The organism is Caballeronia sp. LZ043, from assembly GCF_031451075.1.
GTDB lineage: Bacteria > Pseudomonadota > Gammaproteobacteria > Burkholderiales > Burkholderiaceae > Caballeronia.
This window is the reverse complement of record NZ_JARUXT010000003.1, coordinates 1,456,845-1,476,550: the sequence shown is the minus strand read 5'-3', so window position 1 is coordinate 1,476,550 and position 19,706 is coordinate 1,456,845. Positions and strand designations below refer to the sequence as shown.

The following is a 19,706-nucleotide window of genomic DNA, read 5'->3' as shown; positions in this document are numbered from 1 at the left end:
ATTTGGGGTGCTAGCATTGCTGTCATGGTGGTGCGCTCTCGGACATTCCTATGGACGAGATCTTGAACTTTCAATGTTTGTTACTCTTGCAGAAAAAGATTTTACGAACTCTATTCTCCGTTTTGCTGGTCGCGATTTTCTATATTGCAGTTGATTTTGTGCTGCAAAAATTGGGTGTGTACCTGAGCGTGAATCAAATGCAAAGGTCCATTGTGAACGCAGTGGCGGCCATTCTGCTTCTTTTTGCAACACAAAGAATTATCTGCGTGAAGGAATAATCGATAAAAATCCTGTCAGATACTTCATGTGGGCCTTGCTAACACCGGAAGTAGCTGATAAGGCTTTCAGGGGTAGGGCGCCCGATCCATCCATCGGAATGGAACGAAGGCGAATTACTTTGGGTTGTAGACGCGTCAATACCCGCGGGCTCTTTGCCAATCTATGGGCCAAAAATTCGTGCCAGGCTGGCGAGAATTAGTGACAACTTTTTTTGGGCAAAGAAACGAAACAAAGATCTCCGTATATTCAACGAAAACATTTCAACGGGCTTATCCCGCGTTATCAGGCAGGGGGGAAACCCGGACCGAAACATCCTTTTGTGATCGGCATATTCCTTCGCCTTCAAGTCGCACTTTGACCGCAGAGAAAGATGGCCGTCAGTGGGATGATCATCGGCCGGCACATGTCATTCGCACGGCAAGCGTTGCCTGACTGGCTCGCGTTTTCTCAATTCGGCCCAAGACGCGCCCCATGCGGAGAGTCCGATTCTGCCGACGACCGCTACAATGCCGCAGCGCGCTTGTATCGCGCCGCTCGCCAGTCTCTTCCGTGTCTAAGTCATGAACACTTCATCCCGGACCGTCCTGCTCGGTCCGCTACTCAAGAGTGTGTCGCGCTCGTTCTACCTGACGCTGCGCATCCTGCCCGCCGGCATGCGCGATCCTATCGGGCTCGCGTATCTGCTGGCGCGCGCGGCGGACACCATCGCCGATACCTCGCTGATCTCGCCGCAACGCCGCCTCGAACTCTTGCTGTCGTTGCGCGCACAGGTGAACGGCGCCGCCGATGACGGCGCGCTCGCGCGGATTGCCGGCGAAGTGGCGCAGCAGCAGGCGCAGCCGGACGAGCGGGCGTTGCTCGAAGCGCTCGGCGCGGCGCTGGCGATCCTGCCACAACTGGATGCGCGGGTCGGCGCGGCGGTGCGCGACATCGTGACGACGCTCAGCACCGGCATGGAATTCGACCTGCGCACGTTTCCCGACGAGACGTCCGGGCAGATCGCCGCGCTGAAGGAGTTCGACGAACTGGACCGCTATACGTATCTGGTAGCGGGGTGCGTGGGTGAATTCTGGACGCGCATGACGGTGGCGCATCAGCCGGGCAAGCTTCAGGCGCCGCTCGACACCATGCTGGCGCTCGGCGTGCGCTTCGGCAAGGCCTTGCAGATGACCAACGTGCTGCGCGATTGCGCGCGCGACCTGCGCATCGGACGCTGCTATCTGCCTGCAACGATGCTCGCGCGTCATGGCCTCGCGCCGCATGATCTGCTGGACCCGCAGGCGTCGGTGCGCGCACGGCCCGTGCTGTTCGAGCTGTTGCGCACTTCGCTGGCGTTGTACCAGGACGCCGTCGATTACACGCTGGCCATTGCGCCGGGCGCCGTGCGTTTGCGGCTGGCCTGCCTGTGGCCGATCATGATCGGCCTCGATACGCTGGTGCTGCTCGCGGAGAACCGCGCATGGCTCGATCCCGCGCGCATCTCGAAGGTGCGCCGCAACGATGTCTATCGCATCATCGCGGCTTCGCTGCCAATGGTGGTATCGGACGCGGCGCTGCGCAACTGGAGCACGAAGCGCATGCAAGCGATAGAAGCGCGCATCAGCGCCGCAAGTCGGCCATGATGCGTTCGGCGAGAAAGTCGCACGGCGGTCGTCTCGACGCCGCGCTTCTCGCCAGCACCACTTCCAGCGTGCCGATATCCGGCAAACCTTGCGGCGGCCCGAGCAGCGTGAAGTGAGCGGGCACCGCGCATTTCGCGAGCGGCGTCACGGCGAGGCCGGCTTCGGCCATCGTCAGCAGACCGAGCAGGCTCGGACTCTCATACGACGTGCGATAGCCGATGCGCGCGTGCTCCAGGCTGCGGATCGCGTTCTCCCGCGCGACGCTGCCCGGCAGGAACACCGCGATGGGCAGCGGGCGTTCCTTCCAGATATCCGTGGCGCCGGGCGCGGCGGCCCAGACCATCGGCTCGTGACGCACGAAGTCGCCGGACAGTCCCTTGACCCGCGTCGCGCAGACGAGATCCACCGAACCGTCCTTCACCATCGGCGCAAGGGCGACGCTCGGCAGGCCGACCACCTGGATCTCGACCTTCGGATAGGTGGCGGAAAATTTCTTCAGAATGGGCGGGAAAAGCGACGACGCGTAATCGTCCGGCACGCCGATCACCACGCGCCCCGTCACGTCTGGCCGCACGACGGCCGCCCACGCCTCGTCGCGCAGCGCGATCATGCGGCGCGCGTAGGTGAGCAGCACCTCGCCGTCCTGCGTGGGCACGACGCTGCGCGGCTTGCGCACGAACAGCGGCTTGCCGAGCGCGGTTTCCAGCGTCTTGATCTGCATGCTCACCGCCGATTGCGAACGATGCACGAGTTCCGCCGCCCGGCTGATGTTGCCGGTATCGGCCACGGCGACGATCATCGCAAGGACATCGAGGTCGAGTGCTTTCATGGTCGGACAGGCTCGGTATCAGAAAATCTGAACGATTCTATCAAGATTATGCGTTTTTCTTTTACCTGAGCGGGGCGCATGATGCAGTCAAGGAGCCTATCCATGAACGCCCGTACCGATCTTTCCGTCCTCACCGCCGTGCAAGGCCTGCCTGAGCCGTCGTTCGCCACGAACGCGTCCGGGATTTCCGTGCCGTATATCGCGTGCGGAGAGGGTGAGCCGATGGTACTCATCCACGGATCGCTGTGCGATTACCGGTACTGGGAGGCGCAAGTCCTGCCGCTCGCGAAGCAATTCCGCGTGATCGTGCCGAGCCTGTCGCATTACTGGCCGGCCGTCGATGCCTTCGTGCAGGGGGAGTTCGGCTGGGAAGCGCACGTGGCGGAAATGGCGGCGTTCATCGAGACGCTGGAACTGGCACCCGTTCATCTCGTCGGGCATTCGCGCGGCGGCGCGATTGCGTTTCATCTGGCGCGCGAGTATCCGCGCCTCGTGAAGACGCTCACGCTGGCCGATCCGGGCGGTCCGCTCGAACTGGAAACGAAGTCGCGTTCGGCACCTGCTGCACCTGCCGCACTGCCGCCCGCCACGAATGCGCTGCGCGCGCGCGTGGCCGAGTTGATCGAACAGGGCGAATTCGACCGTGGCCTGGAGATGTTCGTCGATTCGGTGAGCATGCCTGGCTTCTGGAAGAAGAGCACGGAGAGCTTCCGCCGCATGGCGCTCGACAACGCGCTGACGCTGCCGAAGCAATTCCGCGATCCGCTGCCCGCTTACACGCGGGACCTGGCGCGCGACATCAAATGCCGCACGCTGCTGATCGACGGCGAGAAGAGCCCGCGCATGTTCCGCAACAACGTCGAGAAGCTGACGGAGTGGATTGCGTTCGCCGAGCGCCAGACGATCGCGCGGGCGTCGCATGGGATGAATGTCGCCAGCCCTGGCGCGTTCAATCGCGCGGTGCTGGCGTTTGCCGGAGCGTGGTGAGCGGCGCAATCTGACCGGTCCACGCGCGACGGCACAGGGGTTGCTGGGTGTTGTTCAAAACACCCACAGACCGGAGCTTCCATGCCCAATCCCGCGCTGCCGTTCGATCCCGCGTTCGAACAGATCCCCGACGACGAAGCCGAGACCACGAGGGAACTCGCGGAAACGATGCGCGGCATCACCGAGAAGACCTACGCCGACTCGGGACATGCGATCCGCAGCGTGCATGCGAAAAGCCACGGCCTGCTGACCGGCGAAATGCAGGTGAATGCCGGCCTGCCGCCTGAACTCGCGCAAGGCATCTTCGCGCAGCCTGCGAGCTTTCCCGTGGTGCTTCGTCTGTCGACGAATCCCGGCGACGTGCTCGACGACAACGTCTCCACCCCGCGCGGACTTGCCGTGAAGATCATCGGCGTCGAGGGCGAGCGCTTGCCGGGCAGCGAAGGCGATCGCACGCAGGATCTGGTGATGATCAACGCCCCGGCCTTCACGGCCGCGACGCCGAAGAAGTTCCTCTCGAATCTCAAGCTGCTCGCAAAAACCACCGACAAGATGCCGGGCGGCAAGAAGGCGCTGTCGGCGATGCTGCGCGGCACGGAAGCGCTGATCGAAAAGCTGGGCGGCGAGAGCGGCATGATCAAGAGCCTGGGCGGTCATCCCGAGACGCACATTCTGGGCGAGACCTTCTATACAGCCGTGCCGCTTCTCCATGGCCGGTACTTTGGCAAGCTGAGCGTCGCGCCCGTATCGGCGGAACTGACGGCGCTGACGGACGCCCCCGTCGATCTGAAGGACCGTCCCGATGGCCTGCGCGAAGCCGTCAGCGAGTTCTTCATGGCGAACGGCGCCGAATGGGAAGTGCGCGTGCAACTGGCGACCGACATCGAGAAGATGCCCATCGAGGATGCCTCGGTGCAATGGCCGGAAGACGAGAGTCCCTATGTGACGGTGGCGCGCATTCGCGTGGCGCCGCAGAGCACGTGGAACCCGCAGCGCGAGCGCGGCATCGACGACGGCATGGCCTTCAGTCCGTGGCATGGCGTGGCGGCGCATCGGCCGCTGGGTGGCGTGATGCGCGCGCGGCGGATGTCGTACGAGGTGTCGTCGGACTTTCGCGGCGAGCGTAACGGCTGTCCGATGCGGGAACCGCGCGAACGCGTCGATTTGTAGCTTTCGCTAACTCGCCGAAGCGTCCGGAACGAAATGCCGCAACAGCGGCGCAAGGATCGCGGAGTCCGTCGGTTTTGCGCAGAAAGCGTCGAAGCCCGCGTGCTTCGCGCGTTCGAGGTCGGACGCCGATGACGCCGCCGAGTGCGCGATCAATACGGTATCCGACGTGCTCGCGTTGGCCCGCAGCTGCGCGGCGACTTCCAGTCCCGACATATCCGGCATCCAGATGTCCAGCAGCACGATCTGCGGGCGCCATTGACCGATGGTGTCGATCGCACGGCGTCCGCTGTAGACGGCATTCGAATCGAATCCGCCGATGGCCAGCACCATGCTGATCGCGTCCGCGGTATCCGTGAAGTCGTCGACAACGAGCACGCGCGGGGCATCGAGCGCATCTTTCATCCGGCGCGTCCAGATGACGCATTGTGGGTTTGCTGCCTGGCCGTTCATGCTGCGTGGCGTCCTCATCGTACTGTCGGGCTGGAAAAACAATCTATCGTCCATGAGCGCATGGTTCGGACCTGATCCCGTCATCATGCAACCAGCGGGATGCGTGCGGTGAAACACGTGCCGTTCGCCTGCGACGAACACGCCTCGATCGTTCCCTTGTGTGCGTTGACGACCTGCTGACAGATATACAGCCCGAGACCCAGACCTTCGCCGGGCGTCTTGTTCGCCGCGCGCCAATACGGTTCGAACACTTTCGCGAGCGACTCCTCCGCGATGGAATCGCCTTGATTCGCTACCTCGATGACCAGATGGGTCGCATCCGTGTTGGCCGACACGCGCACGGGCGCATCGGAGCTACCGTGGGTCACGGCGTTGGCGAGCAGATTCGCGAGGAGTTGCTGCAGACGCGCCGGATCGCAATCGACGGGACGCTCGATGGCCAGTGTCGCGAAGATCTTCCGGTCTTCGTTGGCCTGCGTGATCTCGTTGACGACCGTCTGCAGGTACGGGCCGAGATTCTCCACCCGTTCGATACGCGCGGGAATGCCGTTGCCCAGCCGGCCGCGCGCGAAGTCCATGATGTCGTCGATGAGCTTCGACATGCGGGAAGCGCTCGACCTCAGGCGCTTTGCCACCGCGGTCATGTCGGGCGACTCCGCCTTGAGTTGCAGGTATTCCGCGCTCGCGCTGATCGCCGCCAGCGGACTGCGCAAGTCATGACCGAGCACCGCGATGAATTGCTCGCGGAGCTTCGAACTTTCGCGCTCGCTGGAAAGCAGATTCTCGGTGGACCACTGCCGCTTGTCGCTGTCCAGTTGCAACGCGATGAGATTGGCGAAGACTTCGAACATGCGGACCACGCGCGGATCGGACACGTGCATGGGCCGGCTGTCGATTGCACAGAGATTGCCGAAGTACTCGCCGTCCGGCAGCACGATGGGCACGGAGATATAGCTGCGCAGCTTGTAGAGGGTCGGCGTGTGATGCCCGCCATAGCGGGTATCGGTGTCGAAATCGTCGACGATGATCGGGACACGAGCCTCACGGGACTCATGACACAGCGTCGTGTGAAGGTCGAGCTGGCCGCCGGGCTGCAAGCCGAAACTGATGTTGTCCTTCACCGCACAAGCGGTCCAGGTCAGGTCGCTGACTCGCGCAACGGCGGCGAATCCCATGCCGGATTCACTGCAGATCATCTCGAGCATCGAAGGCACCGCATTGATGCGGGCCACCGCGCCAAGATCCCGCAGGATCAATTCTCTCGACTCGTGTTCCATTCGCTTGATGGTTGCTGTGGGTAAGGCTCGCAAGACAGCAGCGAACTGATGAGGTGCCCGGATGATGCCGCTCCGGCTGGCGCAATTGCAAGCAATACAACATGCCGGCAGCGGAAACACGGTCATCAAGCGCACGTTGTGCGCGGGCTAAGCGAATCCCATGCGCAAGGCAAGCGTTTTTTGTGCGATTTGTTGAGCGTCTTTCGTCTGCTTGTTGTGACGCGACAACGGTAAAACGTTTGGCGGCGGGCTAACATCGTCGGCACCTCATCGCTCATAAGAGGACATTCGTGAGCACGGGCCAAGACGATCTCGAAACATGGAAGCGCCGCCGCACCGCGGAACTGGCGTTCGAACTGGCCGACACCGGCCGCTATGAAAACTTCACCGACATCGCTTATGCGCTGCAATTCGAGCGCGGCATGTCGAGTGCGCAGGCCTTGATCGACGACTCCGAGATACGCCGCCAGCTCAACGCGCGTTGCGGCGACGCCAGGGAAAGACTCGCGCCGGTTCCCGAGCCTGAAGTGACGGCACCGGCGCCATCGAGTGAAACGCTCAGCGTCACGTCGAACGATCATGCGGAACTCCCGCAAGCAGCTGATTTCGCGCACGCGCCTTCGGTCCTGCGTCGAGCCATGCGATTCTGGCGCACAGGCGTCAAGCCCGTCGTGGCAAGCGATCTCGAATCGGCCGCCTCCTGAGCCTCATCGCGCGACAAAATCACTGAAGCAAGTGCGCTAACGCACGATAGCGGCCCTTTCGCGGCCGCTTTGCTCACGAAAGGCGGCTTCGCGCGCCTTTTCCATCCGTCAAAACCATTACACTTGAGGAAGTTGAACCATAAGCCCGGGTAAAGGCGTGAATTCGAATGCGCCGAACCCGGTGTTTGAACTTCGAGGAGGAAATGTTCGTGGCTAACGAAAAGATGCTCGCGCAAATGGCTGAGAAGAATGGTTTCATCGCCGCTCTGGATCAGAGCGGCGGTTCGACGCCGGGCGCGCTCAAGCAATATGGCATTCCGGAAGACGCCTATGACGGCGACGCCGAAATGTTCAAGCTGATGCACGAAATGCGGGTGCGCATCATGACGGCGCCTTCGTTCACGGGCCAGAAAGTGATCGGCGCCATTCTGTTCGAGCGCACGATGGACGGCGAAGCCGGCGGCAAGCCGGTGCCGACGTTCCTGTGGGAAGACCGCGGCATCGTGCCGTTCCTGAAGGTCGACAAGGGTCTGGAGGCGGAAGCGGACGGCGTGCAGGTGATGAAGCCGATCCCCGGTCTCGATGAACTGCTCGCGCGCGCGGCCAAGCTGGGTGTGTTCGGCACGAAGATGCGCTCGGTGATCCATCAGGCCGACGCAAAGGGCATCGCCGCTGTGTCGAAACAGCAGTTCGAAGTTGGCGCACAAATCATCAAGCATGGTCTCGTGCCGATCCTCGAACCCGAAGTCTCGATCAAGAGCCCGGACAAGAAGGGCGCGGAAAAGATCCTGCGCGACGAACTGCTCAAGGGTCTCGACGCACTGCCTGAATCCAGCCAGGTGATGATCAAGCTGACCATCCCGGACGAAGCGGATTTCTATCGTCCGCTGATCGAGCATCCGCGTGTCGTGCGTGTGGTGGCGCTGTCGGGCGGCTATACGCGTACCGACGCCTGCAAGAAGCTCGCGGAGAACCACGGCATGATCGCGAGTTTCTCGCGCGCGCTCATCAACGAGCTGAAGAAGTCGATGAGCGACAGCGAGTTCGACAAGACGCTCGAAGAGTCGATCAACGAGATCTACGACGCGTCCGTGCAGAAGGTCTGACGCTTCCCAGCTTCACCGCATCGCAGCGAGTCAGCTGCGATGCGTCGGCGGCGGCGTCTGCACCACGGGCGCCGCCGCCTGAAACAGCGCCTCGCGCGTGCCGTTCCTCGGCGGATAAATGCGCTCGCCGTTGATCGTGCGCTTCGTCTGCTTGGCCGCCTCGCCTTGCGACACGAGCTGCCTGTCCCATCCCTCCGTATAGACCGCGCCCCACGGCCCGAGATCGCAGATGGTCGTGTACCAGTCGATCGACAGCGGCAACATCTCGACACCGAACAGATCGCACACGGCGTTGTGCCCGGCATAGCGTCCCATCGGCCGGCCATGCTGGCACGACATGACCGAAGGCCGTGTGCCGTCGATCAGCACGCGCGCGCAGTCGCCCGCCGCGAACACGCCGGGCACGCCTTCCGCGCGCAGGAAGGTATCGACGGGCACGCGGCCGAGCGGATCGAGCGTCACCGGTAGCTGCGCCGCCAGCGCATTCGCATGCATGCCGCCGCACCAGATGACCGTCGCGGCCTCGATGGTTTCGCGCGAGCCATCTTGCGTGAGCGTGACGCCCCGTTCATCGACTGATTCCAGCGACACACCCGGCCGCAACTCGACTTCCAGCGTGTTCAACGCGTTTTCGATGACCGGCTGCGCGCCGCCCATCGCCTGGGCGATTCGCGTCGAACGATCCGCGAGCACCACGCGTACGCGGCCGCGTTCGCCTTCCGTGACGATCTCGCGCAGCCGCGCAGGCAGTTCCGCCGCGAGTTCGATGCCCGTCAGACCCGCGCCGATCACCACCGCCGTGTAGCGGCCGGGCGTATCGGGCAGCGCGGGCAGCGTCAGCAGATGCGCCTGCAGACGGCACGCGCCGGCGTAGGTATCGACATCGAAGGAATGGTGGTCGAGGCCGGGAATCGGCGGGCGCACCAGCACGCTGCCCGCGGCCAGGATCAGCCGGTCGTAGTCGAGCGTCTCGGACGCGCCGTCATGCGCGACGGTTACGCGCCGGTTCGGGCTGTCGATGTCCGTCACCTTCGCCTGGATCAGGCGCACGCCCGCCGGACCGAGCACGGTATCGAGCGGGACGAGCGTGGGATCGAGCGGCTGCTCGTAGTTGCGCACCCGCACGCTGTGGAAGGGCGCCGGATTGACGATGGCCACTTCGGTCTCGCCGGCGACGGGGCCCATTTCATCGAGCTTGCGCGCGGCGGACAGCGCGCTCCACAGACCCGCGAAACCCGCGCCGATTACCAGGATGCGCTTCAAGGCGATTCTCCTGTCTAAACGATCGTTCGCACCAAAGGCCACCTTCGTTCTTCTTTATAGCCGATATGGAGCGCCGTCGTCCGGCTTCGCATGTGCCCGGATTAGTCGGTTTTTCGCCAAAAGTGATTTCGCAGATTAGGTATTTACCCTAGATGGAGCGATCCCTAAACTTGCCTCAACGGTCGCAAACGAAGCAGCAAGTCAGGCAAAGGCAGCGTGAGCGACAACCCAAAAACTCAAGGTACGGAGGAATGAATCATGAACAAGCTCATCGGTATTGCAGCGGTCGCTCTCGCTTTCGCCGCTCCGGTCGCATCTTTCGCGCAATCGAACCAACCCGTGACGCGCGCTGAAGTCCGCGCGCAGATCGTTCAACTGGAAAAGGCAGGCTACAACCCGGGCGTCGTCAACGACACCACGTATCCCGCCGACATCCAGGCAGCCGAAGCGCGTGTCGCGGCGCAAAGCGCCTACGGCGGTGTGGCGGACGGCGGCTCGCAATCGGGCGCACGTGTCACTGCGATTCAAAACGACGTGACGTCGACGTTCGCGCATCACTAAGCAAGCAGCCTCATCAAGCAACGCGCCCGCAACCATGCGGGCGCGTTTGCATTCAGGCGTTCGTAAATCAAAGCGGAAACCCGCCCGAAAAGGTCTCGCGCAAATACCCGATGAACAACGCGACGGCCCGCGGCACATGCGGCGAATAAGGCCGCACCACGAAAAGCTGATCCGCGAACGCGCCGACCGGACGCCATTCCGGCAGCAGCACCACCAGCTTGCCCGTCTGCACCGCCGCCTGCGCAGTGAAGTCCGGCAGCAACGCGATGCCCAGGTCATCGAGCGCGGCGTCGCGCAACACCTCGCTGTTATTGGCTTCGAACGGTCCGCTGACGGCCAGCGTGTGCGGCCCCGCCGAACTCTTGCGGCCGCCCTTGCGCTGAAACGACCAGATACTCGCAGACTGCGCGCGCGGATAGACGAGACAGTCGTGCGTGGCGAGATCGTTCGGCGTCTGCGGCGTGCCGCGCCGCTTGAGATAGGCGCGGGTGGCAACGATCACCGAATAGGTATCGCACAGTTTCCAGGCCACGTGCGTGTCGGGGACCTGCGCGCTATGACGCACCGCGAGATCGAAACCCTCGGTGGCGATGGAACTGAGCCGGTCGGCGGCTTCCAGCTGCACGCGCACTTCGGGATGCGCATGCAGGAACCCCGACATCTTCGGCACGAGTTGCTGGCGTGAAAACGCCATGGGCGCGGTCATCCGGATCAGCCCGCGCGCGACGCCCGCCATCTCCCTTACGCTCAGAAAGCTCGACGCGATGTGCTGATACTGCTCGCGCGTGTCGTCGACGAGCCGGCGGCCCGCCTCGGTGAAGCGCACGCTGCGCGTGGTGCGGGTGACGAGCGGCACGCCCGCCGCGCGCTCCAGTTCCGCGATGCGCTGGCTCATGGCCGCCTTCGAGACATTCAGGCGGGCGGCCGCCGCCGTGTAGCTGCCCTGTTCCGCGAGCACCGTGAGCCAGTGCAAATGGGTCCAGAGAGCCTCGATCTTTTGCTCTTCCATCTGCTCATTGTTTGCCAGAATAAACAATGAGTTCAATCATAGCGTCTTTGCGCGGAGCCCGATGCTTCCTACACTGTGACCATTGCCCAAACATTCAGTGAAGGAGACGAGATGCAAGCGTTCAACGATACCGCCGACGTGGTCCATTACATCCACGGTCAACGGACGAACGGCTCGGCCACGCGCACGCAGCCGGTCTTCAACCCCGCAACGGGCGAACGTCCGCGCAAGCTCGTGCTCGGCGAAGCCGCCGACGTGGACGCTGCGGTCGCCAGCGCGAAGCAGGCGTTCCCGGCCTGGCGCGACATGCCGCCCATCCGCCGCGCGCGCGTCATGCTCAAGTTCCTGGAGCTGATGAACAAGCATCGCGACGAACTCGCGGCCATCATCACCGCCGAGCACGGCAAGGTGTTCTCGGATGCGCAGGGCGAGGTGTCGCGCGGTATCGACGTGATCGAATTCGCCTGCGGCATTCCGCAACTGCTGAAGGGCGACTACACCGAACAGGTGTCCACCGGCATCGACAACTGGACCACGCGCCAGCCGCTCGGCATCGTCGCGGGCATTACGCCGTTCAACTTCCCGTGCATGGTGCCGTGCTGGATGTTCCCGGTCGCCATCGCGGCAGGCAATGCGTTCATCCTGAAGCCGAGCGAGCGCGATCCGTCGGCGTCGCTGTTCATGGCCGAGCTGCTCAAGCAAGCCGGCTTGCCGGACGGCATCTTCAACGTCGTGCAGGGCGACAAGGTCGTCGTCGATGCGCTGCTCACGCACCCGCAAGTGAAGGCGATCAGCTTCGTCGGTTCGACGCCGATCGCCAACTACATCTACGAAACGGGCGCGAAGCACGGCAAGCGCGTGCAGGCGCTCGGCGGCGCGAAGAATCACATGGTCGTGATGCCGGATGCGGATCTCGACCAGGCTGTCGATGCGTTGATCGGCGCGGGCTACGGCTCGGCGGGCGAGCGCTGCATGGCCATTTCGGTGGCGGTGCTGGTGGGCGATGTCGCGGACAAGATCGTGCCGCGCCTCGCCGAGCGCGCGCAGCAGCTCAAGATCAAGAACGGCATGGAAGACGATGCCGAAATGGGCCCGATCGTCACGCGTCAGGCGCTGGAGCGCATCGAAGGCTATATCGCGATGGGCGTGGACGAAGGCGCGAAGCTGGTCGTCGATGGCCGGGGCTTCAAGGTGCCGGGTCATGAGGACGGCTTCTTCACGGGCGGCACGCTGTTCGACCACGTGACGCCGGAAATGCGCATCTACAAGGAAGAGATCTTCGGACCGGTGCTCGCCTGCGTGCGCGTGAAGGACTTCAGCGAAGCCGTGGATCTGGTCAACGAGCACGAGTTCGGCAATGGCGTGGCCTGCTACACGCGCGATGGCCACATTGCGCGCGAGTTCGGACGCCGCATCGAGGTGGGCATGGTGGGCATCAACGTGCCGATTCCGGTGCCGATGGCATGGCATGGTTTCGGCGGCTGGAAGCGCAGTCTCTTCGGCGACATGCACGCGTACGGCGAGGAAGGCGTGCGTTTCTACACGAAGCAGAAGTCGATCATGCAGCGCTGGCCCGAAAGCACCGAGAAGGGCGCCGAATTCGCGATGCCGACCGCGAAGTAAGGCATCGCCTGCCATTCCGATGGCACGCTTGCAAGCAACGCCCGCTTTCTCCTGACCGGACAAGCGGGCTTTTTTTCGGCTTGAACCGGCGCATCTGTTCCGCGCAGTCACAAGTCAAATGCATGCGCGTCGATTGACTCGCGGGCCGCGCATGGCGAAGATGCAGCACAGTGAACCGGGACATAGTGTCCACCGACATGCAGCGGCAATTCGACGACCTTCTTCTTGGCAGCATCGAGCTGTTCTGCCTCGCGGCTGAACTCGGCAGTTTCACGCTGGCCGCGACGGCTGCGAGCGTCACGCCTGCTGCCGTGAGCCGTGCCGTCGCGCGGCTGGAAAAGCGCCTCGACGTGCGGCTGTTCGTGCGCACGACGCGCCAGATCCGCCTGACCGATGCCGGCCGCCGTTACTTCGAGCAATGCCGCGACGCGCTGAATCGTCTGGCCGAAGCCGAGCGCGAAGCCACCGGCCAGCAGACCACGCCCAAGGGCGTGCTGCGCATCAGCATGCCGACGCCTTACGGGCACTTCCGCATGCTGCCCATCCTTGCGGAATTCCGCGCGCGTTATCCCGATGTCACGGTGGAAGCGCATCTGAGCAACCGCAATATCGACTTCGCCGAGGAAGGCTTCGACCTCGCGATCCGTGGCCGCGCGCCGCGCGACTCCAACCTGATCGCGCGCAAGCTCGAGGACGCGGAACTCGTGATCGTCGCTTCGCCCGCTTATCTGAAGCGGGCGGGTGTGCCGCATACCATCGAGGATCTGCGTCATCACGACTGCATCCAGTTCGAGATGCCGAGCACCGGCCGGCCCGTGCCGTGGCGCTTCATGCAGAACGGCGAGGCCGTGGAGATGGTGGTGGAAGCCGTCTATGGCACCTCCGGCGACGCGCTCGCGGGCATTCCGCTCGCGCTGCACGGCGCGGGATTGTTCCAGACCTACCGCTTCGCGGTGGCCGAGGAACTGCGCGCGGGCACGCTCGTCGAAGTGCTGCGCGAGGCCGGCGGAAGCAGCCGGCCATTCATCCTGCTTTATCCGCACGGCAGGCATCTGTCGTCGCGCGTGCGGGCGTTCGTCGACTTCGTCGTCGAGAAGCTCGGCACGCGCTGAATGCAACCTTCAAGGGACGATCAACATGAGCACGAACCCATTGACATCGCTACTCGGCATCCGGACGCCGATCATCCAGGCGCCGATGGCCGGCGTCAGCACGCCCGCGCTGGCCGCGGCGGTATCGGAAGCCGGCGGGCTGGGCTCGCTCGGCGTCGGCGCGATGAACGCGGAAGGCGCACGCAAGGTCATTCGCGAGACCCGTGCACTGACCGCCAGGCCCTTCAACGTCAATGTCTTTTGTCACGCGCCGTCCACCGCCAACGTGGCGGTGGAGAAGGCATGGACCGACTGGCTCGCGCCGGTGTTCGCGCAATACGGCGCGACGCCGCCCGCCACGCTGAGCGAGATCTACCCGAGCTTTGTCGTCGATGAAGCGATGCTCCAGGTTTTCGTCGAAGAGAAGCCGGCAGTGGTGAGTTTCCACTTCGGGCTGCCGTCGCAGCGTGCGATCGACGCCTTGCGCGGCGCGGGCATCAAACTGATTGCATCCGCAACCAGTTTGCGGGAAGCCGAACAGGTGGCGAAGGCGGGCGTGGACGCCATCGTGGCGCAGGGCATCGAGGCAGGCGGGCATCGCGGCCTCTTCGATCCCGCCGGAGAAGACGACAAGCTCGGCGTGCTGGCGCTCACGCGTCTCCTCGTGCGCGCTTTCGACCTTCCCGTGATCGCCGCAGGCGGCATCATGGACGGCGCGGGCATCGCGGCGGCGCTGGCGCTGGGCGCGCAGGCGGCGCAACTCGGCACGGCCTTCGTGCCGTGCAAGGAGACGTCGATCGATGCGGGCTACCGGCGCGCCCTGCTGAGCGATGCGGCGCGCCGCACGACCTTCACCACCGCGATCTCGGGACGCGAGGCGCGCAGCCTCGTCAACCGCTTCACCGAACTTGGCCGCAGCGCGCAGGCGCCCGCGATTCCCGACTATCCGGTCACCTACGACGCCGGCAAGGCGCTGCATGCGGCCGCGAAGGCGCAGGGCGAGTTCGGCTATGGCGCGCAATGGGCGGGACAGGCGGCCGCGCTGGTGCGCGAACTGCCGGCAGCCGAACTGATGGCGCGGCTTGAAGAGGAGTTGCAGGAAAGCATCGCGGGCCTGCGTCAATATGAATCGCGCTGATCGCTGTAAAGCTTAGTCGAAACGCTTCGTTGGTCGAATGTGCTGTCGATGCTTCAATGATTCCGTCGCGCTGAACGCGGCTGCATCCGACAAACGCAACCCAACGGAGTGTCCCGATGTCCACGAGCCCCACACTCGCCGCCGAGGCCGCGCGCGAACCCGTCACGTCGAATGAACCGTTCCAGGTGCGTCCCATAGGCGGACGCATCGGTGCTGAAGTGCGCGGCGTGACGCTGTCCGCCGACCTCGACGATGCCGCCATCGGCGCCATCAACCAGGCGCTGCTACGACACAAGGTGCTGTTCTTTCGCGGCCAGTCGCATCTCGACGACGCCGCGCAGGAAGCCTTCGCCGCGCGCTTCGGCGAGACGGTGGCGCATCCGACAGTGCCTTCGCGCGCGGGCAGCAGCCGCTTGCTCGAACTCGATTCGAAACACGGGACGCGCGCGAACTCCTGGCATACCGACGTGACCTTCGTCGATGCCTATCCGAAGATCTCCATCCTGCGCGGCGTGGTGATTCCGCCCGCCGGCGGCGACACGGTCTGGGCCAACACGGCGGCCGCCTACGACAACCTGCCGCCACCGCTGCGCGCGCTCGCCGACGCATTATGGGCGCTGCATTCCAACGCCTATGACTACGCCGCGACACGCAACGTGCCCGACACCGATTCCGAGCGCGCGTATCGCAGGCAGTTCACCTCGACGCTCTATGAGACCGAGCATCCGGTCGTGCGCGTGCATCCGGAGACAGGCGAACGCACGCTCGTGCTGGGTCACTTCGTGCAGCGCTTCATCGGCTTGTCGCAGCGCGATTCGGACCGGCTGGCCGAACTCTTTCACGATCACGTCACGCGTCTGGAGAACACCGTCCGCTGGCGCTGGACGCAAGGCGATGTCGCGATCTGGGACAACCGCGCGACCCAACATTACGCGGTGGCGGACTATGGCGACGCGCATCGCGTCGTGCGCCGCGCGACGGTTCATGGCGACGTGCCCGTGGGCATCGACGGACGCCGCAGCCGCATCGTCAAGCAGGAAACGCGCGCCGCCTGACGCGCTTCGCCTCGCGCCATCGCCGCGTCAACCCTTCTTCAGCCTGAGCAAGATGACCTCACGATTCAAGTTTGTCGCCTTCACGGCGATGCTGTTCGCCGTGTTCAACGGTTCTGCGCAAGCCGCCGATCCCGCCGTGGTCCGCATCGGCGTGGCGCAACAGGGCAGCGGCGATCCGCCCACGTTCGGCGGTTCACCGGCCGCGACCGCGCAGTTGCAGCATCGCGTGGAAGATGCGTTGTCCGGGCAGGCCAAGGTTCAATGGCTGTTCTTCAAGGGCGCGGGGCCGGCCGTCAACGAGGCGCTCGCGAACCAGCAGATCGACTTCGCTTATCAAGGCGATCTGCCTTCAGTGCTGGGCCGCGCGAACGGCTTGAAGACGCATCTGCTGCTGGCGTCGAACGTGCGCACGGGCGTGTATCTGGCCGTGCCGCCGGATTCCGGCATCAAGAGCGTGAAGGACCTGAAAGGCAAGCGCGTCGGCCTGTTTCGCGGGACCAATCTGCAACTCGTGGCCGACAACGTCCTCAAGGAAAACGGCCTGAGCGAACGCGATCTGCGCGTCATCAATCTCGACACGGCTGCCGCACAGGCGGCGCTGGCGTCGAAGGGCGTCGATGCGGTGTTTCTCGACTACTCGCTGTTCAAGCTGCAGCGCCAGGGGCTGGCGAAGATCGTCTACGCATCGCGCGATGACGGCGTGCAGCTCACGCGGCAGGCGCACTTGCTGGTACTCGACGACTACGAGCAGAAGCACCCCGAGATCGTGCAGAAAGTGGTGACGGCGGTCGTGCAGGCGGCGCAATGGTCATCCGACGAGGCCAACCGCGATGCGCTCTTCACGCTGTGGGCGAAGAGCGGCGTGCCGACCGAATCATGGCAGGCGGAGTACGCGAAGCAGCCGTTGAAGGACCGCATGTCGCCGCTGATCGATCCGTTCCTGGTCGCGCGCTACCAGTCCGTCGCCGACGATGCGCTGCGCCTCAACCTGATCCGTCAGCCCGTGAGCGTGAATGGCTGGTTCGAGCCGAAGTATCTCGACCAGGCGTTGAAGTCGCTGAAGCTCGAAGGGTACTGGCCGCGTTTCGATGCGGCAGGCAAACCCACCGCTTGATGCTTCGAGGAGACCAGTCAATATGGCCCGTACCCTGACCCGTGTCGCGCTGCCCGCTCCGCGCGCGCACCGGACGCTTTCGATCGACGCGCTGCGTGCCGCCGGCTGGACCGCGTTGCCCTGGCTTCTGCCCGCGAGTTGCGCGCTGCTGTGGGTGCTCGGGTCGCACTACGGATGGATCTCGGCGCAAGTGCTGCCGCCGCCCGCGCTCGTCTTCGACACGCTGGCCGCGCTGGTGAAGAGCGGCGAGTTGTGGATGCATCTGTCCGCGAGCATGACGCGCGCGGCAGTCGGCTTCGGCGGCGGCGTCGTGCTCGGCGTGCTGCTGGGCGGCGCGCTCGGTCTGTCGCGCACGCTCGAAGCGTGGGTGCTGCCGAGCTTCAACGCCATCGTGCAGGTGCCGGTGCTCGGCTGGCTGCCGTTCCTGATGATCGTCGTCGGCATCGGCGAGCCGTTGAAGTATCTGTTGATCGGCCACGCGGCGCTCGTGCCGGTCACGCTCTCCACGCTGCAAGGCTTTCGCAACACGCCGCGCGGCTTGCGGGAAGTGGCCGCGGCGTATCGCTATACGCGCTGGCAAGTGATTGCGCGCGTCACGCTGCCCGCCGCGATTCCGGTGATCGGCACCGGCGTGCGGCTCGCGTTCACGAAGGCATGGCTGACGCTGGTGGTGGTGGAACTCGTCGCGTCGTCGGAAGGGCTCGGCTATCTGATCGTCTATGGACGGCAACTGTTTCAGCTCGATCTCGTGCTGGCTTCGGTGCTGATCGTCGGCGCGATCGGCTATGCGGCGGACCGGCTGCTCACTGCGTTCGAGCGCAGGCTCCAGCGCGGCCGCGCCCACTGAGGAGAAGAACATGTCCACGCTGGAACTGGAACAGGAACCGAGTGCGGTCAAGGGCTCATGGCGCGGCGCCGTGCTGCCGGTCGCGGGACTCGCGCTGTGGTGGTGGCTCGCGCGTCACGCCCAGGCCGATCACGGCATCCTGGTCTCGCCGGCGCGCGTGTGGCAGACGGCCGTCGAGCAAACCCGCAGCGGCGCACTGATGCGTGCGCTCTCGGCCTCGCTGGCGCGCGAACTGACGGGCTTCGCCATCGGCGCGACGCTCGGACTCGTGCTCGGCGCGCTGCTCGGTGTGTCGAAGCTGGCGAATCGCGCCATCGCGCCGAGCTTCAACACGTTCAAGCAGGTCTCGCTGTTCGCATGGATTCCGTTGATCTCCGTCTGGTTCGGACTCGGCGATGTCGCGAAGGTCGTGTTCCTCTCGCTGGCGGCGCTGGTGCCGGTCGTCGTGCACACCAGCGACGGCATTCGCGCCGTGTCTCCAATGTATCTCGACGTGGCGCGCGCCTATCGCTATAACCGATTGCAGACGCTGGCGTTCGTCGTGCTGCCCGCCGCCTTGCCGTCCATTTTCACGGGCGTCTATCTCGCGCTCATCTATTCGTGGCTCGCGACGCTCGGCGCGGAATATCTGCTCGTGGCGGGCAGCGGCATCGGCAATCTGCTCGTGGACGGCAGCGAACAGTTCCGCATGGATCTCGTCGTGTTCGGCGTGATCGTGGTGGGAATCACGGGATGGGCGTTGAACGCCCTTGCGCGCGGCGTGCAGCGCCGCTGGTTCGGCGCGGCGCGTGCGGTTTGAGGAGAATGAACATGGCAAGCCTGATCGAACAGGAAAGCGGCCTGACGCTGCGGCACGTGAGCAAGCGCTTCAACGACGACACCGCGCCGCCGGTGCTGGATCGCATCGAGCTGTCGATTGCGAGCGGCGAGTTCGTGAGCATCGTCGGCGCCAGCGGCTGCGGAAAGTCGACGCTGCTGCGCCTCATCGCCGGGCTCGATCCCGCGCATGACGGCGAAATCGAGTTTGACGGAGAACGCGTCGTCACGACGGATCTGTCACGCGGCATCGTGTTCCAGGATCATCGGCTGTTTCCCTGGCTGAATGTCGCGCAGAACGTGGCGGTAGCGCTGCGCAATGCACCCCTTACACGGGTGGAGAAGGCGCGTGCGGTTGCGGAGCATGTCGCGCTCGTCGGACTCGAAGGATTTGAGCGGCACTATCCGCATCAGTTGTCGGGCGGCATGGCGCAGCGTGTGGCGATTGCGCGCGGGCTCGTCAACCGGCCGCGCTTGCTGTTGCTCGACGAACCCTTCGGCGCGCTCGACGCGCTCACGCGTTCGCGTCTGCAAGCCGAATTGCAGCGCATCTGGGCGCATGAACGTATCACGATGGTTCTGGTGACGCACGATGTCGAAGAAGCCGTGCTGCTGTCGGACCGTATCGTCGTGATGGAGGCGCGGCCGGGACGCATCGGCGACGTGATCGATGTCACGCTGCCGAGGCCGCGCAAGCCGGGCGATCAGGGCGTCGGCAGGCTGCGCGACGAGATCGTCGGCCGGTTCTTCACGGATGGCGTCTAG

Annotated in this window: 19 protein-coding genes; 14 read left to right on the top strand and 5 right to left on the bottom strand. The window is 64.3% G+C overall.

All coding sequences use genetic code 11. The annotated features are described in order from the left end of the window. Positions 1–839 precede the first annotated feature (839 nt). Positions 840–1,901, top strand: coding sequence for a phytoene/squalene synthase family protein (locus QCE64_RS26810; RefSeq protein ID WP_310007150.1), 1,062 nt, complete (start codon positions 840–842; stop codon positions 1,899–1,901). Here QCE64_RS26810 and QCE64_RS26805 read toward each other — a convergent pair. Continuing rightward, positions 1,879–2,730: a LysR family transcriptional regulator gene (locus QCE64_RS26805; RefSeq protein WP_309817753.1), complete on the bottom strand. Its 852-nt coding sequence runs from the start codon at positions 2,728–2,730 to the stop codon at positions 1,879–1,881. The genes QCE64_RS26810 and QCE64_RS26805 overlap by 23 nt on opposite strands. A gap of 102 nt (positions 2,731–2,832) precedes the next feature. On the opposite strand from QCE64_RS26805, the gene QCE64_RS26800 reads away from it, so the two are divergent. Beyond that, on the top strand, positions 2,833–3,717 hold the full coding sequence (locus QCE64_RS26800; RefSeq protein WP_310007148.1) for an alpha/beta hydrolase: 885 nt from the start codon (positions 2,833–2,835) through the stop codon (positions 3,715–3,717). A gap of 81 nt (positions 3,718–3,798) precedes the next feature. Further along, positions 3,799–4,887, top strand: a complete 1,089-nt coding sequence (locus QCE64_RS26795; RefSeq protein WP_310007146.1) for a catalase family protein — start codon at positions 3,799–3,801, stop codon at positions 4,885–4,887. A gap of 6 nt (positions 4,888–4,893) precedes the next feature. Here QCE64_RS26795 and QCE64_RS26790 read toward each other — a convergent pair whose 3' ends face one another. Further along, positions 4,894–5,289, bottom strand: coding sequence for a response regulator (locus QCE64_RS26790; RefSeq protein ID WP_310007144.1), 396 nt, complete (start codon positions 5,287–5,289; stop codon positions 4,894–4,896). Positions 5,290–5,420: 131 nt separating this feature from the next. Beyond that, positions 5,421–6,593 carry a GAF domain-containing sensor histidine kinase gene (locus QCE64_RS26785; RefSeq protein WP_310007143.1) on the bottom strand — a complete coding sequence of 391 codons (1,173 nt, stop codon included), beginning with the start codon at positions 6,591–6,593 and terminating at the stop codon, positions 5,421–5,423. 311 nt (positions 6,594–6,904) lie between these two features. Here QCE64_RS26785 and QCE64_RS26780 point away from each other — a divergent pair, with 311 nt between their 5' ends. After that, a complete protein-coding gene (locus QCE64_RS26780) occupies positions 6,905–7,318 on the top strand; it encodes a hypothetical protein (RefSeq protein WP_309924983.1) in 414 nt (137 codons plus the stop codon). A 203-nt stretch (positions 7,319–7,521) separates the two neighbouring features. Continuing rightward, positions 7,522–8,424 (top strand): fructose bisphosphate aldolase, encoded by a 903-nt coding sequence (locus QCE64_RS26775; RefSeq protein ID WP_404987443.1) that lies wholly within the window; start codon positions 7,522–7,524, stop codon positions 8,422–8,424. A gap of 30 nt (positions 8,425–8,454) precedes the next feature. Here the strand turns inward: QCE64_RS26775 and QCE64_RS26770 are convergent, their stop codons facing one another. Continuing rightward, positions 8,455–9,687, bottom strand: a complete 1,233-nt coding sequence (locus QCE64_RS26770) for an FAD-dependent oxidoreductase (protein ID WP_310007141.1) — start codon at positions 9,685–9,687, stop codon at positions 8,455–8,457. A 258-nt stretch (positions 9,688–9,945) separates the two neighbouring features. Between QCE64_RS26770 and QCE64_RS26765 the strand changes: the two genes are divergently transcribed. Next, the gene (locus QCE64_RS26765) at positions 9,946–10,248 is read left to right on the top strand and encodes a DUF4148 domain-containing protein (RefSeq protein WP_309924980.1); all 303 of its coding nucleotides are present in this window, start codon (positions 9,946–9,948) and stop codon (positions 10,246–10,248) included. A gap of 67 nt (positions 10,249–10,315) precedes the next feature. Here the strand turns inward: QCE64_RS26765 and QCE64_RS26760 are convergent, their stop codons facing one another. Continuing rightward, on the bottom strand, positions 10,316–11,257 hold the full coding sequence (locus tag QCE64_RS26760) for a LysR family transcriptional regulator (protein ID WP_309924979.1): 942 nt from the start codon (positions 11,255–11,257) through the stop codon (positions 10,316–10,318). A 111-nt stretch (positions 11,258–11,368) separates the two neighbouring features. On the opposite strand from QCE64_RS26760, the gene QCE64_RS26755 reads away from it, so the two are divergent. The 8 genes from QCE64_RS26755 to QCE64_RS26720 all read left to right on the top strand — a co-directional run bounded on the left by QCE64_RS26755 (position 11,369) and on the right by QCE64_RS26720 (position 19,706). Beyond that, a complete protein-coding gene (locus QCE64_RS26755) occupies positions 11,369–12,880 on the top strand; it encodes a CoA-acylating methylmalonate-semialdehyde dehydrogenase (protein ID WP_309817720.1) in 1,512 nt (503 codons plus the stop codon). Between the two features lie 197 nt (positions 12,881–13,077). After that, a complete protein-coding gene (locus tag QCE64_RS26750) occupies positions 13,078–13,992 on the top strand; it encodes a LysR family transcriptional regulator (protein WP_310007387.1) in 915 nt (304 codons plus the stop codon). A 25-nt stretch (positions 13,993–14,017) separates the two neighbouring features. Further along, positions 14,018–15,109 (top strand): nitronate monooxygenase, encoded by a 1,092-nt coding sequence (locus QCE64_RS26745; RefSeq protein ID WP_310007139.1) that lies wholly within the window; start codon positions 14,018–14,020, stop codon positions 15,107–15,109. A gap of 116 nt (positions 15,110–15,225) precedes the next feature. Next, positions 15,226–16,164: a TauD/TfdA family dioxygenase gene (locus QCE64_RS26740; RefSeq protein WP_309933967.1), complete on the top strand. Its 939-nt coding sequence runs from the start codon at positions 15,226–15,228 to the stop codon at positions 16,162–16,164. An 88-nt stretch (positions 16,165–16,252) separates the two neighbouring features. After that, entirely contained in the window at positions 16,253–17,278 is a 1,026-nt protein-coding gene (locus QCE64_RS26735) for an ABC transporter substrate-binding protein (RefSeq protein ID WP_404987472.1), read from the top strand. A gap of 22 nt (positions 17,279–17,300) precedes the next feature. Further along, entirely contained in the window at positions 17,301–18,125 is an 825-nt protein-coding gene (locus tag QCE64_RS26730; RefSeq protein WP_310007137.1) for an ABC transporter permease, read from the top strand. A gap of 10 nt (positions 18,126–18,135) precedes the next feature. Next, the gene (locus QCE64_RS26725; protein WP_309924974.1) at positions 18,136–18,924 is read left to right on the top strand and encodes an ABC transporter permease; all 789 of its coding nucleotides are present in this window, start codon (positions 18,136–18,138) and stop codon (positions 18,922–18,924) included. Positions 18,925–18,935: 11 nt separating this feature from the next. After that, positions 18,936–19,706 (top strand): ABC transporter ATP-binding protein, encoded by a 771-nt coding sequence (locus QCE64_RS26720; RefSeq protein ID WP_310007135.1) that lies wholly within the window; start codon positions 18,936–18,938, stop codon positions 19,704–19,706.

Excerpts from the sequence above, each read along its gene's own strand:
- QCE64_RS26810 (WP_310007150.1), top strand. The coding sequence starts at position 840 with ATGAACACTTCATCCCGGACCGTCCTGCTCGGTCCGCTACTCAAGAGT.
- QCE64_RS26805 (WP_309817753.1), bottom strand. The coding sequence starts at position 2,730 with ATGAAAGCACTCGACCTCGATGTCCTTGCGATGATCGTCGCCGTGGCC.
- QCE64_RS26800 (WP_310007148.1), top strand. The coding sequence starts at position 2,833 with ATGAACGCCCGTACCGATCTTTCCGTCCTCACCGCCGTGCAAGGCCTG.
- QCE64_RS26795 (WP_310007146.1), top strand. The coding sequence starts at position 3,799 with ATGCCCAATCCCGCGCTGCCGTTCGATCCCGCGTTCGAACAGATCCCC.
- QCE64_RS26790 (WP_310007144.1), bottom strand. The coding sequence starts at position 5,289 with ATGAAAGATGCGCTCGATGCCCCGCGCGTGCTCGTTGTCGACGACTTC.
- QCE64_RS26775 (WP_404987443.1), top strand. The coding sequence starts at position 7,522 with ATGTTCGTGGCTAACGAAAAGATGCTCGCGCAAATGGCTGAGAAGAAT.
- QCE64_RS26765 (WP_309924980.1), top strand. The coding sequence starts at position 9,946 with ATGAACAAGCTCATCGGTATTGCAGCGGTCGCTCTCGCTTTCGCCGCT.
- QCE64_RS26760 (WP_309924979.1), bottom strand. The coding sequence starts at position 11,257 with ATGGAAGAGCAAAAGATCGAGGCTCTCTGGACCCATTTGCACTGGCTC.
- QCE64_RS26755 (WP_309817720.1), top strand. The coding sequence starts at position 11,369 with ATGCAAGCGTTCAACGATACCGCCGACGTGGTCCATTACATCCACGGT.
- QCE64_RS26750 (WP_310007387.1), top strand. The coding sequence starts at position 13,078 with ATGCAGCGGCAATTCGACGACCTTCTTCTTGGCAGCATCGAGCTGTTC.
- QCE64_RS26745 (WP_310007139.1), top strand. The coding sequence starts at position 14,018 with ATGAGCACGAACCCATTGACATCGCTACTCGGCATCCGGACGCCGATC.
- QCE64_RS26740 (WP_309933967.1), top strand. The coding sequence starts at position 15,226 with ATGTCCACGAGCCCCACACTCGCCGCCGAGGCCGCGCGCGAACCCGTC.
- QCE64_RS26735 (WP_404987472.1), top strand. The coding sequence starts at position 16,253 with ATGCTGTTCGCCGTGTTCAACGGTTCTGCGCAAGCCGCCGATCCCGCC.
- QCE64_RS26730 (WP_310007137.1), top strand. The coding sequence starts at position 17,301 with ATGGCCCGTACCCTGACCCGTGTCGCGCTGCCCGCTCCGCGCGCGCAC.
- QCE64_RS26725 (WP_309924974.1), top strand. The coding sequence starts at position 18,136 with ATGTCCACGCTGGAACTGGAACAGGAACCGAGTGCGGTCAAGGGCTCA.
- QCE64_RS26720 (WP_310007135.1), top strand. The coding sequence starts at position 18,936 with ATGGCAAGCCTGATCGAACAGGAAAGCGGCCTGACGCTGCGGCACGTG.